We start from the raw sequence: 15161 nt of genomic DNA on the forward strand, positions 1-15161 counted from the left end.
TGTCGGCATGCCCTCTCACCGCCCCACCCCCGCCATCCGGCCCTACGACCCGACGGCCGACCGCCCCGCGGTGGCCGACGTCTGTGTCCGCACCGCGTACAACGGCGGCGACTCCCGGGCCGTCTACCCGGACCCGCGCCTGATGCCGTCGCTGTTCGCCGAGCCGTACTGCCACTTCGACCCGGACCTCGCCTTCGTGCTGGACGACGGCACGGGCCGGGCCGTGGGGTACATCGTCGGTACGGCGGACACCGGGCGCTTCGTCGAGGACTTCCGTCGGACCTGGATCCCCCGGCTGGCCGACCGCTACCCGGAGCCCGCCGTACCACCCCGCACGCCCAGTGAGGAGATGATCCGCCTTCTGCACCACCCGGAGCGCATGCTCGTACCCGAACTCGGCGCCTACCCCGCCCACCTGCACATCGACCTGCTGCCGCCCTGGCAGGGACGGGGCCACGGACGCCGGCTGATGCACACCTTCCTCGGGGCCCTGCGCGGACAGGGTGTAGCGGCCGTCCATCTCGGCATGGTCACCGTCAACACCGTCGCCCGCACCTTCTACGACCGGCTCGGCTTCCACGAGATCCCGGTCGCGGACGCCGGTCCCCTCACCTACCTGGGCCGCTCCACGACCGTGGAATGACCGGAGCGTCAGGCCGACTTGAGCGTTCGCTTGGCGAGTTCGTACGCGGGGCGCATCGCCTCGTGCTCCTCGGTGTCCATGCCGCCGAGGTGCAGGACGACCGGCCCGTCGGGCGTGCTCACCGCGAGGGCGGTCTCCTTCTTGGTCTCGTCCAGGAGCTTGCTGGTGTACAGGTACTCCACCTCCACGCCGGACAGGCCGCCGCCCGTCTTGACGACGCGGTACGTCGCCTTGCTCGTGTTGTCCTCCGCGGCGACGAACTGCCGGAGCACCGTGCCCGCGTCGGCGTTCGCCCCCTTGCCGGTCCACACACGCAGGAAGCCGATGTGGCCGGCCGGCTTGGCGTCGATCTCGCAGGCCGCGGTGACCGGCCCCTGGCGCAGGAAGCTGTCGGCGAGCGCTCCGCCCAGATCGCCGTCGGGGCCCTGAGACGTCTTCGACAACTCGGCCTCGGCGTCGATGCCCTTGGCCTTCCAGGAGGCGGCAATGTCGAAACGGACAGGCAGTTTGCAGTCCGACCCGCTCGCGCCGATGGTGCCCCCGCTCGGCACACCTCCCGTGCCCTTCGCGCCACGGGCACCAGCGGCAGCCGACGCGCTTGCCCCCGCCTTCCGGTCGCCGTCCCCCGCCCCCGCGCACCCGCCGAGCACCGCCGCCAGCGCCAGCGCCACGACCACGCGGCCTGCCACGGACCCCACCCTGACCTGCACCGTTCTTCTCCCCTCCTGGACAGGGGCGCCACTGTAACCGAGGGCGGCGACAGCGCCGTACGCATTTGGCGCGCGAGCGCAGCTTCATGGCAGGGTGCGGATGTGCCTACCCTGCTGATCGTCCATCACACGCCGTCGCCCAACTGTCAGACGCTGTTCGAGGCCGTCGTCTCCGGCGCGACGACACCGGAGATCGAGGGTGTCCGCGTCGTCCGGCGCGCGGCCCTCGCCGCCACCGCCTCCGACGTCCTGGAAGCCGACGGCTATCTGCTTGGCACACCGGCGAACCTCGGCTACATGTCCGGCGCGCTCAAGCACTTCTTCGACCAGATCTACTACCCCTGCCTGGACGAGACCCGGGGTCGCCCCTTCGGCTACTACGTCCACGGCGGCAACGAGGTCACCGGCGCCGTCCGCGCCATCGAGGCCGTCACCACAGGTCTCGGCTGGCGCCGCGCGGCCGAGCCGGTGACCGTCACCGGCGAGCCCGGCAAGGCCGACACAGAGGCGTGCTGGGAGCTGGGGGCCACGGTCGCGGCGGGGCTGATGCCCGGCGCGTGAGAGCCGGAGAGCGGGCGCGCGGCGACCGGAGCGATCTTCGTACGGTGACACCGCGTGACCGGCGTGGACCGAAGCCCGCCCGCACAGCGCTCTGTCAGTCCTGTTCGTGTCTTCAGAGGACACCAACACCCGCAACCGCACGGTGCCAGGCTCGGCGGGCGCCGCCGCCCCGGCGGGCATCCTCGACCTGGATGGACGAAGGTGCGGGCCCGCTGCCTCCGGCCCATGCGGACAGCATCGCGGACCCTCCTCTCCTCGCCGGTGGGGACCGGCCGGCCCGCCGTGCTCGCCACCGCCGGGCTGTGGCGGGTGCCGCTGCCGGGCGGGCCCTCACCCGAGAGGGGTACGTGCCGGTGCACCGGGGGAGCCGGCGGGCCCCGGACGCCCTGCGGTACGCCGCCGACGCGCTCGCGACGGGCCGCAGCGTGCTCAGCTACCCCGAGGGCGGCCTGCCCCGCTACCGCGCCTCCCACGACCGACCGCCCGGCCGGCTGAAGTCCGGCGAGGTGCGGCTCGCGCTGTCCACGGGCGCCCCGGTGATGCCGATCGTGCACGCGGGCGCCCGCCGGGTCTCCTCCGGAAGCCGCGCCGAACAGCCGGCCGGCCGGGCCACCGCACCCGTGCGCCGCCCCCGCGTCCATGTGTACGTCGGCCCCGCGCTCCGGCTCGCGACCTCGGACCGGCCGCCGGACGACCTCGAGACCGCCCTCGCCGAGGCGTGGACCCGGGCGGTCGTATCCGCCCCACGGCGGTGACCCTTCGCGGGTGCGTTTGCGCGCATCCGGGTGGTACGACACCCTCCGTCTGGGCTGATCGAGTTGTCACGGCCCGGCACCGTCACCCCCGGCCCGAATAATCAGCCCCCATGCAGCTCGTGACAGCACACGGCCCCGCGCGGCGCGCCCCGGTGGCCGTCACCGGACTGGGGCTGGTCACCCCGGCGGGCGTCGGCCGGGAGGCCGCCTGGACGGGCCTGACCGCAGGAGTGTCCACCGCGACCGCCGACCCCGCTCTGGACGGGCTGCCCGTCGCCTTCTCCTGCCAGGTGCCGGGCCTCGACGCGGCCGGCCGGCTCGGGCACCGGCTCGCCCGCCGCCTCGACCGGTTCACCACCTTCGCGCTGCTCGCCGCCCGGGAGGCCGTCGCCGACGCGGGTCTCGCCCCGGGCGGCTGGGACGGGGCCCGGATCGGTGTGGTCATGGGCGTCGGCACCGGGTCGATGCAGGGCTGGCAGGCCGAGTTCGACCGGCTCGCCGGCCAGGTCCCCGAACGCGTCTCCCCGCTGGCCCTGCCCCGCAGCGTGCCGAACATGGCTGCCGCCGAGATCGCCCTCGACCTCGGCGCACAGGGCCCCAACATGGTCGTCAGCACCGCCTGCGCCTCCGGCACCAGCGCCATCGGACTGGCCCGGGACTGGCTGCTGTCCGGCTTCTGCGACATCGTCCTGGCCGGCGGCAGCGAGTCGGCCCGGCTGCGAATGACCGCCGTCTGCTTCGCCCAGATGCGCGCGCTGTCCCGTCGTACCGACACCCCCGAGTCCGCCTCCCGCCCGTTCGACCGGGACCGCGACGGCTTCGTCCTCGGCGAGGGCGCGGCCGTCCTCGTCCTGGAGCGCACCGACAGCGCCCGCGCCCGGGGCGTACGGCCCGAGGCCCTGCTCGCCGGGTTCGGGGCCTCCTGCGACGCCCACCACGTCACCGCCCCGCACCCCGCCGGCGACGGCGCCGCCCGTGCCCTGCGCGCCGCCATCTGCGACGCCGGGCTGGACCCCGAGGACATCGACCACGTCAACGCCCACGGTACGAGCACCCCGCAGGGTGATGCGGCCGAGCACAACGCGCTGCACCAGGTGTTTCGCCGGCCGCCGCCCGTCACCGCGGTCAAGGGCACCATCGGGCACGCCATCGGCGGCGCCGGCGCGATCGAGGCCGCCTGCACCGTGCTCACCCTGCGCCACCAGCTGATCCCGCCCACGGCCAACCTGGACACCCTCGACCCGGACATGGACCTGGACGTCGTCGCCAAGGTGCCCCGCCCGCAGCGGATGCGCGCCGCCGTCAGCAACTCCTTCGGCTTCGGCGGCCAGAACGCCGTGCTCGCCTTCACCGCCGTCGACCAGTAGCCCCGTTCTGCGGGAAAGATCGGCGTCTTCGTCGCGGTGCCGTTCCTCGCGCTCCTCGCCGCCGGATCTGCCTGGTCCACCATGTTGCCTGGTCGATCAACTCCATCTGCCACGCGGCCGGTTCACGCCCGTTCCGCGGCCGGGACCGCTCGGGCACAATGGGGTGGCCGGCCCCGTTGTCCCTGGGCGAGTCCTGGCACGACCTCCACCACGCCGACCTCAGCGGACGCGTTCGGCCGCCGCGCACAGCACTCCTTCACCAGCCGCGAGGCCACTCCGCGCCCCTGATGGGCGGGGTCGACGGCGATCCACTCCAGACAGCCCCAGTCGGCCCGCTGCTCGAACGACAGCGAGCCGAGCACGAACCCGGCCAGCCGCTCCCCGTAGAGCACCACCAGACAGGCCGGGTCCGGGGCGTCCAGATGCCCGGCGACGGCCGACAGCGACCACCCGGTGTAGGGCATGGCATCGGTGTCGTACACCCGGTGACCGAGGTCGAGGACGGCGGCCAGATGCTCGAAGCCGAGGGGCTGGAGCGTCAGCTCCTCGGGGCGGGCCGGCGGGTCGGCCACGGGAACTCCCTTCGGGGGCGGCATTTCGCAGCATATGACCGCTCCGGGACCCCCGCACCGCCGTCAGGGCTTGCGAGCCACCCCCACGAACACCGGCTGCTCCTCGTGCACCCGCATCGCCGGCTCGGGGCGCCAGCGCGTGGCAGGCACGACACCCGGCACGGCAAGCTGAAGCCCCTCGAAGAACCGGGACACCTCGGCATGCGAGCGGGCCCGGACCGAGGTGCCGCCGGAGCGGTAGACGGCCTCGATCCGCGCCCAGACCTCCGGATCGAACTCGGCGCTGACATGGGACAACAGCAGATGGCTGCCCGACGGCAGCGGGTCCAGCAGGGTCCGGACGATGCCGTACGCGTCCTGCTCGTCGGGGACGAACGGCAGCAGGGCGATCAGCGACAGGCCCACGGGCCGGCCGAGGTCCAGATGCTCGCGGGCGTACTCCACGATCCGCTCCGGCTCGCGGACGTCGGCGTGCAGATACGCGGTACGGCCCTCGGGGGTGCCCTGGAGCAGTGCCTCGGCGTGCCGCAGTACGATCGGGTCGTTGTCCGCGTAGACCACCCGTGCGCTCGGGGTGACCGCCTGGACGACCTGGTGCAGATTCGGCTCCGTGGGGATCCCCGTGCCCACGTCCAGGAACTGGCCGACGCCCTGGCGGGCGACGTAGCGGGCGGCCCGGTGCATGAACTCGCGGTTGGCCCAGGCGGTGTCCTTGACGCCGGGGAAGAGCCCCAGCACCTCGGTCGCCGCCTCGGCGTCGACGGGGTAGTGGTCCTTGCCGTCCAGGAACCAGTCGTACATCCGGGCGGAATGCGGCTTGCCGGTGTCGATCCGCTCCGGGCTGAATCCGGTGTCTGTCACGTCGGCTCTCCGTGAGGGGGGTGGAGTCACGCGGTGCGGGTGAATCTACCGAGAGCGGTGAACTGCCGTGCGGGTGGGGGTTGTTCGGCGACGGCGGTAGCGTGAGTCCATGTACGCCACCCGAGTCTCCCGGCGTGTGCAGGCGCTCCCGCATGTCGTCTACCGGGCGCTGACCGACCCGGACGCCATCGCGGCCTGGCGGGTCCCGGCCGGGATGACCGCCCGTGTCCACGAGTTCGACGCCCGCGAGGGCGGCGCCTTCCGGGTCTCCCTCACCTACGACGACGCCTCCGCCTCGGGCAAGTCCGGCGGGCACGCCGACACCTACCACGGCCACTTCGCCCGGCTCGTGCCCGACGCCCTGGTCGTGGAGGTGTTCGCCTTCGAGACCGACGACGACGCCGTACGCGGCACCATGACCATGACGACGACACTCACCCCGGCCGGTGACGGCACGGACGTGGAGATCCTGCACGAGGGCATCCCTGACGAGATCCCGCGCGAGGACAACGAACTGGGCACCCGGATGGCCCTCGACAACCTCGCCCGGCTCGTTGGGGGACATCGGGGAAACAGGGGTTCGGGAAACGGAACCGACGCGAGGGAAATGCGGTCTTAAGGTCCGTCGACGGCCGGGATCGGCCTGGTCGTACCGTAACCGGGGGAATCAGACGTATGTCCGTTCGCAGCCGCACGCTCAGCCGTACCCACAGCCGTAAGATCCTGCTCACCGCCGTGGCCCTCACCGGTGGGTTCACCCTGGCCGCCGTGACGCCCGCCCTCGCCGGGACCGGCCCGAGCCACACCACCCGTGCCGCCGCCGTGTCCTCCGCCCAGGGCGACCCGCGCAACGCCACCCAGCACGTGGCCGACTTCTACGGCGCCTACATCGACGCCGTCTGGGCCACCGGCGACAAGTCCGCCGGGACCGCCGCCAAGGCCCTGCGCGGTTTCTACCTGACCGCCGCCGCGCAGAAGAAGGTCGCCGCGTTCGAGAAGAAGGAACACGCCGACGGCATCCTCTTCGCGCAGAACGTGCCGGTGAAGTGGCAGGTGACCTACACCGGTTCCGGCGCGGGCCACGCCACCAGCCGGGTCACGCTCACCTGGAGCGACGGCAAGCACCCGGAGGTCAGCCGGATCGACGTCCGGTCCGACCTGAAGACCCTGAAGATCACCGACCTCAAGCCGGTCCGCTGAGCCGGGGCGTGCGGCCCCGCCCCCGCCCCACTCGGAGCGGGGCCCACGCCCTCTGCCGTACGTTCACCCGTGCCGGACGGCGTCGCCGCCGACCGTCCGGCCGTGGTGCCGGCGGCGGTCGACCGTCTGGCGGTGCAGTGCGATGAGCGCGGCGTCGTCGTCCAGCCGGCCGCCGGCATGGATGAGCAGATCGCGCCGCAGATGGTGCATCAGCGCCTCGGGACTGTCGTCGGTCCAGCGCGCGACCCGGTCGGTGAGCGGATAGAACCGGCCGCTGGGGTCCCTGGCCTCCACCACGCCGTCGGTGTAGAGCAGCAGGGTGTCGCCCGGCTCGAAGGAGAACACGTCCAGCGTGTGCTCGGCTCCGCCGTGCACCCCGAGCGGCGGTGACGGGTGCAGGCTCGGGATCGTGACCGCGTGGCCGGGGCTCAGCAGCAGCGGCGGCGGATGGCCGCAGCTGGTCATGATGGTGACCGGATCCCGGTCCGGGATCTCCACCAGCAGCGCGGTGGCGAACCGCTCGCCCGCCTCCTCCGGCGGTTCCAGGTCCGCCGCGTAGCGGGTGACGCTCTGCTCCAGCAGGACGGCCAGCTCAGGGAGCGGCATGTGCCGGTGGTGCGCACGCTCCCGGAACGCGCCGATCAGCAGGGCCGCCTCGCCGATGGCGGACAGGCCCTTGCCGCGTACGTCGCCGATCAGGACCCGCACCCCGCCGTCGTACTGGGTCACCGCGTACAGGTCACCCCCGATCTGTGCCTCCTCCTCGGCGGCCAGGTACAGCGAGGCGATCCGCAGCGGGCCGATCTGCTCGGGCAGCGGCCACATCAGGACGTGCTGCGCGGCCTCGGCGACCGTGCGGACCTGGGCCAGCTGGGCCTGCCGGCGCTCGCGCAGGACGCCGTAGATCACACACAGCACCGACAGCACGGCGAGCGTGATGAGCTGCACGACGTGGTTCATGGTGGTGATGCCGCCGTGGGTGATGGCGATGAGGAGCTGGGCGGCCAGGGCCAGCGCCCCGACCGCCGCCGTGGTGCGGGGCCCGGCGAACGAGGGTGTGAGCGCGGGCGCGATCACCAGCGCCGGGCCGAGGTGCACGTTGGTGGGTGACCTGATGTCCACCACCGTGATCACCACGATGAGCAGGACCGGGAGCAGCAGCAGCGCGTGCGAGGACCACCACGGCTGCCGCGAACCCACCGTCCTGGACGTGGGTCCCATTCCTACAGCGTGCTCTCCCACCGGACCGGGCGCACGTCACACGGAAAGAACCGGAACCAGGCATTCCGAGCCCGGCCCCGATTCCACCGCATGCCATGCGATCAGCGGCTCTCCCGCCCACTTCGCCTGCGAAACAAAAGGGCCCTCTCCTGCGCCCGGCCTAACGATTGACCGCCCGCATCCCGGCCTCGTCGTACCGCTCACCCGACACCGGCGGCAGCTCCGCATCGATGCGCGCCAAGTCCTCCTTGGCCAGCTCGATGTCCACCGCCCCCGCGTTCTGTTCCAGGTACGTACGCCGCTTCGTACCCGGAATCGGCACCAGGTCCTCGCCCTGGGCCAGCACCCAGGCGATGGCCAGCTGGGCCGGGGTCACGTCCTTCTCCGCCGCGATCTCCTTGACCTTCGCCGCGAGGCGCAGGTTGGCCTCCAGGTTGGCGTCGGTGAAGCGCGGGTTGTTGCGCCGGAAGTCGTTCGCGTCCAGCTCGTCCGGCGAGGTGAAACGGCCCGCGAGGAAGCCACGGCCGAGCGGGGAGTACGGTACGAAGCCGATGCCCAGCTCCCGGCAGGCGGGCAGCACCTCGGCCTCCACGTCCCGCGTCCACAGCGAGTACTCGCTCTGCACGGCGGTGATCGGGTGCACGGCGTGCGCCCGCCGGATGGTCTCCGCGCTCGCCTCGCTCAGCCCGATGTGCCGCACCTTGCCCTGCTCGACCAGCTCGCCCAGCGCGCCGACCGTCTCCTCGATCGGCACGTTCGGGTCCACCCGGTGCTGGTAGTACAGATCGATGTGATCGGTGCCCAGCCGCTGCAGCGAGCCGTGGACCGACTCACGGACGTGCTCGGCGGAGCCGTCCTGCCGACCGATCGTGGTCATGTCTCCCGGTACGGCGTCGTCCATCCGGTAGTTGAACTTCGTCGCGATGACGTACTCGTCGCGGTGCCCCCGGATCGCCTCGCCGACCAGCGACTCGTTGGTGAGCGGGCCGTACACCTGCGCGGTGTCGAGGAAGTTGACGCCCAGCTCCAGCGCGCGCCGGATGGTCGCCACGCCCTCGTCCTGGTCGGCGGAGCCGTAGAAGGCGGACATGCCCATGCATCCGAGGCCGATGGCCGATACCTGGAGGTCCCGCAGACTGCGCTTCTGCATGTGATGTCCCAGCCTTTCCCGCACACTCGATGGTCACTGCGTACGGCACGCGGCCGGAGCCGCTCACGTGCCGTACGTCTGTGACGCTACGAGTTGGAGCGCTCTCCAAGTCAAGCAACGCTCCGCGCCGGGTCAGGAATCCAGCCGCACCGGCAGCTCGAACAGGTCGTTCTGGGTGACCACCGGCTTGTTGCGCAGCTCGGCCGCCGGCACCGCCAGGTCCAGCCGCGGGAAGCGGGCGTACAGCGCGGGCAGCGCCACCCCCGCCTCCAGCCGGGACAGGGCCGCACCCGGGCACACATGCGGGCCGTGGCCGAAGGAGATGTGCCGGTTCTTCGACTCGCGGGTGATGTCGAACTCCCCGGCGCCCGGTCCGTGCGCCCGCTCGTCGCGGCCGATCGCGCCGTACGACACGATCAGCGCGTCCCCGGCCGGGATCACCCGGTCGCCGACCGGCACGTCCTCGGTCGCGAACCGGATCAGCACGTGCGAGGTCGGGGTGGAGTACCGCAGGGTCTCCTCGATCACCGCCGGCCAGTCGGCCGCCCCGGACAGCACCAGGGCGCGCTGCTCGGGATGCGTGGAGAGGTTGACGACGGCGTTGACGATCAGCGAGATCGTCGTCTCGTGACCGGCCGCGACCATCAGCTGGAGGGTGGAGACGATCTCCTCGTCGGTGAGGTGGTCGCCGTCCTCGGAGGCGAGGATCAGGGCGCTGGTCAGATCGTCGCCGGGCTCGGCCCGCTTGGCCGCCACCGTCTCGGCCATGATCTGCGCCAGCTCGGTCAGCGTGGCGATGACCTCCTCGGGCGGGGTCTGCGTCGAGAAGAACTTCTCGAACAGCACCTTCAGGCGGGGGAGCCGGTCCTCCGGGAGGCCCATCAGGTCGGCGACGACGTACATGGGCAGCGGGTAGGCGAAGGCCGCCTTGAGGTCGACGGTCTCCCCGTCCCCGGGCAGCGCGTCCAGCAGGTCCTGGGTGAGCTTCTCGATGCGCTCGCGCATCGTCTCCACCCGGCGCGGGGTGAGCGCCTGCGCGACCAGCGTGCGCATCCGGCGGTGGTCGGCGCCGTCCACGGTGAGCATGGAGCGGCCCGGGTTGGCGAGCCCGATCAGCGGCCAGTCGGCGGGGATCTCGCCGCGCCGCCAGGCGCCCCACACGTTGATGTCCTTCACCAGGCGCGGGTCGGTGAGCAGCGCCTTGGCCTCGGCGTGGTGGGTGACGGCCCACACCGGCACGCCGCCCGGCAGTTCTACGGCGGCGAGCGGACCGGCCGCGCGCAGCGCCGCGCTCTCGGCGTCCAGGTCGGTGACGAAGGGGTCCAGGGCGATCCGCGATGCTTCGGTACCGGTCGTCATCGTGACGTGCCTCCAGGGCGGGGGGTCGGAGTGCGGCGGTCAAAGGGTGGGTACGGGCGTGAACCGGACGGGCAGCCGGGTCAGTCCGCGCAGCCAGGGCGAGGGCCGCCGGGTGAGGGACTCGGCGGGCACCGCCAGGTCGATGTCCGGCAGCCGGTCCAGTACGACCTCGATGCCGGTCCGGGCGATCACCTCGGCGATCTCCTGCGCGGGGAACGGGCAGCGGTGCTCGCCGTGACCGAACGAGAAGTGCGCGTTGTTGCCGCCGGTCAGGGCGGAGGCGTCGGTGCGCACCTGGGGGTCGGAGTTGGCGCCCTGGAGGCCGAGCAGCAGCAGATCGCCGGCCTGGACGCGGCGGCCGCCGAGGTGGGTGTCGCGGGCGGCCCAGCGGCCGGCCACGTTCTGGGTGGGCGTGTCCTCCCACAGCACCTCGTTCATCGCCTCGGCGACGCTGTGCCGCCCGCCGAACAGCGAGGCCGCGAAGCGGTCGTCGGTGAGCATCAGCCGGAGCGAGTTGCCGATCCAGTCGGCGGTCGGCTGGTGCCCGGCCGCCATCATCACCATCAGGTCCTGGGTGATCTCCTCGTCGCTGAAGCCGCTGTCGTCGGCCAGCATCCGGGAGACCACGTCGTGCGCCGGCTCCTTCTTCCGGTCGGCGATCAACTGCCCCATGGAGGTGGCCAGATGAGCCTGCCCGGCCAGGGCCCGCTCGCGGCCGTCGATCATGTCGTTGAGGGCGGTGACCAGCCCCGGACCGTCCTCGTCGGGAAAACCGTAGAGCCGGGCGAGGACCCGCACGGGCAGCAGCATCGCGTACTGGGCGACCAGATCGGCCTCGCCCGCCGTGCACAGCGCGTCGATCAGCTCGTCCGCGAACCGCTCGGCGTGCCGCCGCAGCTCGAAGGGGTCCACCGCCTCCAGGGCGTTGCTGACCATCCCGGCGCGCTGCCGGTGCCGTTCGCCGACGGTGTAGAGGATCGACGGCTGCTTGCGGCCGATCATCGGCAGCAGCGGCCAGTCGGCCGGGATGTTCTCCCACTCGTTCCACAGGTCGGAGTCCCGGCTGAACAGCACCGGATCGCCGGTCACTTGGTGCAGTTCGCGGTAGCCCAGCACCAGCCAGGCCGGGACGTCGCCGTCGAGCAGGACCGGGACGACGGCGCCGTGGTCGCGGCGCATCTCCCGGTACAGGCGGGCGGGTTCGGTCTGGAACCGGGGGCCGCCGAGCGGGACGGCGTCGGGGGTGGTCACACGAACTCCTGTCGGGGCAGGCCCGTCCGGGCTGACGGGTCGGCGTACCGGTTCTTCACGTGCCGCACCAGCGTGATCAGCGTCTGCTTGCCGGAGGCGCGGGAGCGGGCGTCGCAGTCGATCAGCGGTACGTGCGGGTCGAGGTCGAGGGCCTCGCGGACGTCCTCGCCGGCGCGGACGGGACCGCCGAAGTCGTTGCAGGCCACGATGAACGGCGTGCCGTGGTGCTCGAGGCGGTCGATGGCGTACCACGAGTCGTCGATCCGCCGGGTGTCGACGAGCACGACGGCGCCGAGCGTGCCGGAGAACAGCCGGTCCCACAGGAACCAGAACCGCTCCTGTCCGGGCGCCCCGAACAGGTAGAGCACCTTGCGGGCGTCCAGGGTGATCCGGCCGAAGTCGAAGGCGACGGTGGTGGCGGACTTGCCGCGCACCTGCCGGATGTCGTCCACGGACGCGCCGGCCTGGGTCATCGTCTCCTCGGTGCTCAGGGGACGGATCTCGCTGACCGATCGGACCAGGGTGGTCTTGCCGACGCCGAAGCCGCCCACGACCACGATCTTGAAACCGTGGTCGGCGGAGGCACCCAACGGGGTGCGCGCGTCAGAGGTTGCGGAGTCCAACGAGCACCTGCTCCAGGATGTCGGGGTCGGCGATGGCCGGTCTGTGCGGATGCCGGGCGCTGACGCGGCCCGCCGCCAGCAGGTCGCACAGCAGCACCTTGGTGATGCCCACGGGCAGCTTCAGCTCGGCGGCGATCTCCACCACCGAGGCGGGGAACTCGGTCATCCGCAGGATCGCCACGTGCTCCGACTGCATGCCGGCCACCGGGCCCGACTCGGCGACGACGAGGGTGACGAGATCGAAGGGGCTGTCGGGGCCGGTCCGGCTGCGGCCCTGGGTGATGGTGTACAGCCGATCAGGAGCGTCGTCCCGTCCCGGCCGATTCATCCCCGGACCACTCATGACGTACGGGGCAGCGCGGTCAGGTGCTCGCCGAGCTGCTCCACGAGTTCGCTCATGTGGTGTCCGACGACCCCGGCGTCCGCGTCCTCCGTGGTGACGACGGCCAGATGGGCGCCGGCGCCCGCCTCCACGATGAACAGCACACCGCCGTAGAACTCGGTCAGCGCCGAGCGCACGCCTCCGCTGCCGTCACCGAACTCCACCGACGCCCCGTGCGACAGCGACTGGATCCCGGCGGCGATCGCGGCGAGCTGGTCGGCCTGATCGGCACTCAGCTCCGGGCTGCGGCACAGCTTCAGCCCGTCCCGGGACAACACGAGCGCGTGCCGCGCCCCCGAAGTCCTCTCCAGCAGGCCCTCCAGGAGCCAGGTGAGCGTGTCGTCGGCGGTGCTCGGGCCGGTCATGAAGTGGTGTCGCCTTCCGGGTGCGCGTGCGGGTGGGAGGGGGCGGAGGAGGGGTGCTCACCGGGGGTGCCGTGCGGCGCGCCGACGTGGTCCGCGGGGGCGTAGGCCGCGTGACCGTCCCGGAGCGTCCCCTGCGGGACATCGGCCGAACGGCCGTCCCGGGGGCGGCCGTCCTGCGGGGCGTGGTCGGCGGGATGCGCGACGGGCGCGCCGACCTGCGGGGACTCGGCCGGGGCCTGCGCCGCGGTCTGCGGATCACCGGCCGCGTGACGGGCGTGTGCGGGGTCCTGTGGGGACACGGTGGCGTCGGCGTCCGGTGCCGCGCCGGTCCCGGCCGGGGCGGAGGTGGCCGGGTCGGTGTCCGGTGCGGTCGCAGCGGCGGCGTGTGCGGCAGCCGGTGTCGGCGCGGCGGGGTCGGTGCCGACCCTGCGGGTGCCCGAGGCGTCCGGGGTGGTGTCCGGCGTGCCCTGTGTGTCCTGGGTGGCCGGGCGGAGCGCCTGGCGGAAGCTGCTGAAGCGGGCCGCTCGGGCCTTGCCCGTGTCGGTGCCGGTGGCCGGGGCCTCGGCGGGGCGGGGTGTCGAGCGGGAGCGTTCGGCCTCGGCGAGGGTGCGGCCGCGGCGGCGTTTGGGGAGGCCGGCTGGGCCCTCCTCCCGGGCCGCGGACTCGTGGACCGGGGTGGCCTCCGCGGCGGGCGGGACGGAGGGGGACTCGGCCGGTGCCGGGAGCGGGGTCGCCGCCGGGGACTCGGGCGGGGCGGGGGTCGTGAGGATGTCCTGCGGGATGAGCATCAGCACGCCCGTGCCGCCGCGTGCGGACGGCCGGAACGACACCTTCAGGCCGTGCTTGAGGGCGAGCCGGCCGACCACGGCGAGTCCGAGCCGGGTGCCGGTCAGACCGCCCAGCTCGGAGACGTCACCGGAGACCGCCCGCTCGGCACGGCGCAGCTGGACGTCGCCCATCACCAGACCGCTGTCCTCCACGGACACGATGACCCCGGCCGGCACCTCCTCCACGTAGACGTGCACCTCGGCCGTCGGCGGCGAGAAGTTCGAGGCGTTGTCGAGGAGTTCGGCGAGCGCGTGCATCACACCCTCGGCCGCGTGCCCGGCCACGGCGGCTTCGCTGACCGAGTGCACCCGCACCCGCCGATAGCCGGCGATCCGGCCCATCGCGCCGCGCAGGATCGACTCCATCCCGATCGGCCGCGCCCACCGGCGACCGGACCGCGCCCCGGTCAGTACGGCGATGGAGTCGGCGATCCGGCCCGCCTGCGCGGTGCGTTGGTCGAGATGGAGCAGGTCGGCGAGCACGTCCTCGTCGGAGTGCCGGTCCTCCATCGCGCGCAGGTCGGCGAGGGTGGCCGTGGCGAGGGCCTGCATGCGGCCGGCGGCGTTGGAGGTCGCGGCGACCGCCGTGGCCCGCTCGCGCCGGGCCCGCTCCAACTCGTCGGTGAGCCGGGCGTTCTCGCGCCGGAGCCGGTCCGTCTCCTGCCCGCCGGCCCGCTCCAGCTCTGCCCGCTCAGCCGCGAACGACTCCGTGAACTCCGTGCGCTGCTGGGCGAGTTCGTCGATGAGCCGCTGCTGCTCCTGACGGGTCTCGTCGGTCGCTCGGGCCTGCTGCTGCAGGAGCCGCCCGAGGTCCTGGGTCACGGCGTCCAGCCGGTGCCGCAGGCCGCGCGCGGTGCGCCGGGTCTGTACGGCGTCGGCGACCGCCGCGCTGAGCACGACCGCCGCCACGCCCGCGCCCCAGGCCAGCGGGGTGCGTACCGAGCCCGGCGCCGCCGCCACGGCCACGCAGACCACGAGCGCCGACAGGGCGCCGGTGACGGCGAGGGCGGTGAGGAAGGTACGGAGAGAGGGTCGGTCGCCGGGATGCGTGGGCGGGATCATCGGTCCGGTCTGGTCCTCGCGGCAGAGACGGGCATGGGGCGGCTGGCAGGAACGGTCGATGGTGTGACGTGACACTCAGTGGTGAACTGGCGGTCACTATACGAGAGTTCGTGATCGGAAAAGAAAGGTTCCGCATTCGTTCCATGAAGTGGGCGGGTCCGGAGCGCGCCGACACAGCCGTACAGAAGCCTTGAATGGGGGGACGGAATCACGGGTGTGCGGGTTGCCTCCCGCTGCCGGATTTCCGCGCCC

Annotated in this window: 16 protein-coding genes and 2 pseudogenes; 7 read left to right on the plus strand and 11 right to left on the minus strand. The window is 72.7% G+C overall.

Annotated features, from left to right (window positions below; translation table 11 throughout):
• Window positions 1-7: 7 nt before the first annotated feature.
• On the plus strand, window positions 8-643 hold the full coding sequence (locus tag ACH47Z_RS30595) for a GNAT family N-acetyltransferase (RefSeq protein ID WP_399079374.1): 636 nt from the start codon (window positions 8-10) through the stop codon (window positions 641-643).
• A gap of 8 nt (window positions 644-651) precedes the next feature.
• Here the strand turns inward: ACH47Z_RS30595 and ACH47Z_RS30600 are convergent, their stop codons facing one another.
• Window positions 652-1353: a lipoprotein gene (locus tag ACH47Z_RS30600; RefSeq protein ID WP_399079375.1), complete on the minus strand. Its 702-nt coding sequence runs from the start codon at window positions 1351-1353 to the stop codon at window positions 652-654.
• 102 nt (window positions 1354-1455) lie between these two features.
• On the opposite strand from ACH47Z_RS30600, the gene ACH47Z_RS30605 reads away from it, so the two are divergent.
• The 4 genes and pseudogenes from ACH47Z_RS30605 to ACH47Z_RS30620 form a co-directional block, all read left to right on the plus strand.
• On the plus strand, window positions 1456-1914 hold the full coding sequence (locus tag ACH47Z_RS30605; protein WP_399079377.1) for a flavodoxin family protein: 459 nt from the start codon (window positions 1456-1458) through the stop codon (window positions 1912-1914).
• A 191-nt stretch (window positions 1915-2105) separates the two neighbouring features.
• Window positions 2106-2669: a lysophospholipid acyltransferase family protein gene (locus ACH47Z_RS30610; RefSeq protein WP_399079380.1), complete on the plus strand. Its 564-nt coding sequence runs from the start codon at window positions 2106-2108 to the stop codon at window positions 2667-2669.
• Between the two features lie 110 nt (window positions 2670-2779).
• The gene (locus ACH47Z_RS30615) at window positions 2780-4036 is read left to right on the plus strand and encodes a beta-ketoacyl-[acyl-carrier-protein] synthase family protein (protein ID WP_399079382.1); all 1257 of its coding nucleotides are present in this window, start codon (window positions 2780-2782) and stop codon (window positions 4034-4036) included.
• Window positions 4037-4098: 62 nt separating this feature from the next.
• A pseudogene (locus ACH47Z_RS30620) lies at window positions 4099-4254 on the plus strand (acyl-CoA desaturase); the annotation flags it as partial.
• 30 nt (window positions 4255-4284) lie between these two features.
• Here the strand turns inward: ACH47Z_RS30620 and ACH47Z_RS30625 are convergent.
• Window positions 4285-4632: pseudogene (locus ACH47Z_RS30625) on the minus strand (GNAT family N-acetyltransferase); the annotation flags it as partial.
• A 39-nt stretch (window positions 4633-4671) separates the two neighbouring features.
• Window positions 4672-5469 carry an SAM-dependent methyltransferase gene (locus ACH47Z_RS30630; RefSeq protein WP_399079384.1) on the minus strand — a complete coding sequence of 266 codons (798 nt, stop codon included), beginning with the start codon at window positions 5467-5469 and terminating at the stop codon, window positions 4672-4674.
• 109 nt (window positions 5470-5578) lie between these two features.
• On the opposite strand from ACH47Z_RS30630, the gene ACH47Z_RS30635 reads away from it, so the two are divergent.
• Together ACH47Z_RS30635 and ACH47Z_RS30640 are read left to right on the plus strand one after the other, a co-directional pair.
• Window positions 5579-6088 carry an SRPBCC domain-containing protein gene (locus tag ACH47Z_RS30635; protein ID WP_399079386.1) on the plus strand — a complete coding sequence of 170 codons (510 nt, stop codon included), beginning with the start codon at window positions 5579-5581 and terminating at the stop codon, window positions 6086-6088.
• 56 nt (window positions 6089-6144) lie between these two features.
• A complete protein-coding gene (locus ACH47Z_RS30640) occupies window positions 6145-6669 on the plus strand; it encodes a hypothetical protein (protein WP_399079388.1) in 525 nt (174 codons plus the stop codon).
• Between the two features lie 63 nt (window positions 6670-6732).
• On the opposite strand, the gene ACH47Z_RS30645 is transcribed toward ACH47Z_RS30640, so the two are convergent.
• The 8 genes from ACH47Z_RS30645 to ACH47Z_RS30680 all read right to left on the minus strand — a co-directional run bounded on the left by ACH47Z_RS30645 (window position 6733) and on the right by ACH47Z_RS30680 (window position 14909).
• Window positions 6733-7890 (minus strand): PP2C family protein-serine/threonine phosphatase, encoded by a 1158-nt coding sequence (locus tag ACH47Z_RS30645; RefSeq protein ID WP_399079390.1) that lies wholly within the window; start codon window positions 7888-7890, stop codon window positions 6733-6735.
• A 160-nt stretch (window positions 7891-8050) separates the two neighbouring features.
• Entirely contained in the window at window positions 8051-9040 is a 990-nt protein-coding gene (locus ACH47Z_RS30650; protein ID WP_399079392.1) for an aldo/keto reductase, read from the minus strand.
• Between the two features lie 132 nt (window positions 9041-9172).
• Window positions 9173-10399 carry a cytochrome P450 gene (locus ACH47Z_RS30655; RefSeq protein ID WP_399079394.1) on the minus strand — a complete coding sequence of 409 codons (1227 nt, stop codon included), beginning with the start codon at window positions 10397-10399 and terminating at the stop codon, window positions 9173-9175.
• Between the two features lie 39 nt (window positions 10400-10438).
• Window positions 10439-11650, minus strand: coding sequence for a cytochrome P450 (locus ACH47Z_RS30660; RefSeq protein WP_399079396.1), 1212 nt, complete (start codon window positions 11648-11650; stop codon window positions 10439-10441).
• Window positions 11647-12273 (minus strand): GTP-binding protein, encoded by a 627-nt coding sequence (locus ACH47Z_RS30665; protein ID WP_399079398.1) that lies wholly within the window; start codon window positions 12271-12273, stop codon window positions 11647-11649. The genes ACH47Z_RS30660 and ACH47Z_RS30665 overlap by 4 nt, the downstream gene beginning before the upstream one ends.
• Window positions 12254-12601: a DUF742 domain-containing protein gene (locus ACH47Z_RS30670; protein WP_399079400.1), complete on the minus strand. Its 348-nt coding sequence runs from the start codon at window positions 12599-12601 to the stop codon at window positions 12254-12256. The genes ACH47Z_RS30665 and ACH47Z_RS30670 overlap by 20 nt, the downstream gene beginning before the upstream one ends.
• Window positions 12602-12612: 11 nt before the next feature.
• Window positions 12613-13020 carry a roadblock/LC7 domain-containing protein gene (locus ACH47Z_RS30675; protein WP_399079402.1) on the minus strand — a complete coding sequence of 136 codons (408 nt, stop codon included), beginning with the start codon at window positions 13018-13020 and terminating at the stop codon, window positions 12613-12615.
• Window positions 13017-14909: an ATP-binding protein gene (locus ACH47Z_RS30680; protein WP_399079404.1), complete on the minus strand. Its 1893-nt coding sequence runs from the start codon at window positions 14907-14909 to the stop codon at window positions 13017-13019. The genes ACH47Z_RS30675 and ACH47Z_RS30680 overlap by 4 nt, the downstream gene beginning before the upstream one ends.
• Window positions 14910-15161 lie beyond the last annotated feature (252 nt).

Origin of the sequence: Streptomyces sp. NPDC020192, from assembly GCF_044388685.1 — a bacterium.
Lineage (GTDB): Bacteria > Actinomycetota > Actinomycetes > Streptomycetales > Streptomycetaceae > Streptomyces.

What these genes read in the sequence shown, in the direction of transcription:
- ACH47Z_RS30675 (WP_399079402.1), bottom strand. Translation starts at nt 13,020, where the DNA reads ATGACCGGCCCGAGCACCGCCGACGACACGCTCACCTGGCTCCTGGAG.
- ACH47Z_RS30680 (WP_399079404.1), bottom strand. Translation starts at nt 14,909, where the DNA reads ATGATCCCGCCCACGCATCCCGGCGACCGACCCTCTCTCCGTACCTTC.
- ACH47Z_RS30640 (WP_399079388.1), top strand. Translation starts at nt 6,145, where the DNA reads ATGTCCGTTCGCAGCCGCACGCTCAGCCGTACCCACAGCCGTAAGATC.
- ACH47Z_RS30650 (WP_399079392.1), bottom strand. Translation starts at nt 9,040, where the DNA reads ATGCAGAAGCGCAGTCTGCGGGACCTCCAGGTATCGGCCATCGGCCTC.
- ACH47Z_RS30635 (WP_399079386.1), top strand. Translation starts at nt 5,579, where the DNA reads ATGTACGCCACCCGAGTCTCCCGGCGTGTGCAGGCGCTCCCGCATGTC.
- ACH47Z_RS30655 (WP_399079394.1), bottom strand. Translation starts at nt 10,399, where the DNA reads ATGACGACCGGTACCGAAGCATCGCGGATCGCCCTGGACCCCTTCGTC.
- ACH47Z_RS30610 (WP_399079380.1), top strand. Translation starts at nt 2,106, where the DNA reads ATGGACGAAGGTGCGGGCCCGCTGCCTCCGGCCCATGCGGACAGCATC.
- ACH47Z_RS30645 (WP_399079390.1), bottom strand. Translation starts at nt 7,890, where the DNA reads ATGGGACCCACGTCCAGGACGGTGGGTTCGCGGCAGCCGTGGTGGTCC.
- ACH47Z_RS30615 (WP_399079382.1), top strand. Translation starts at nt 2,780, where the DNA reads ATGCAGCTCGTGACAGCACACGGCCCCGCGCGGCGCGCCCCGGTGGCC.
- ACH47Z_RS30595 (WP_399079374.1), top strand. Translation starts at nt 8, where the DNA reads ATGCCCTCTCACCGCCCCACCCCCGCCATCCGGCCCTACGACCCGACG.
- ACH47Z_RS30670 (WP_399079400.1), bottom strand. Translation starts at nt 12,601, where the DNA reads ATGAATCGGCCGGGACGGGACGACGCTCCTGATCGGCTGTACACCATC.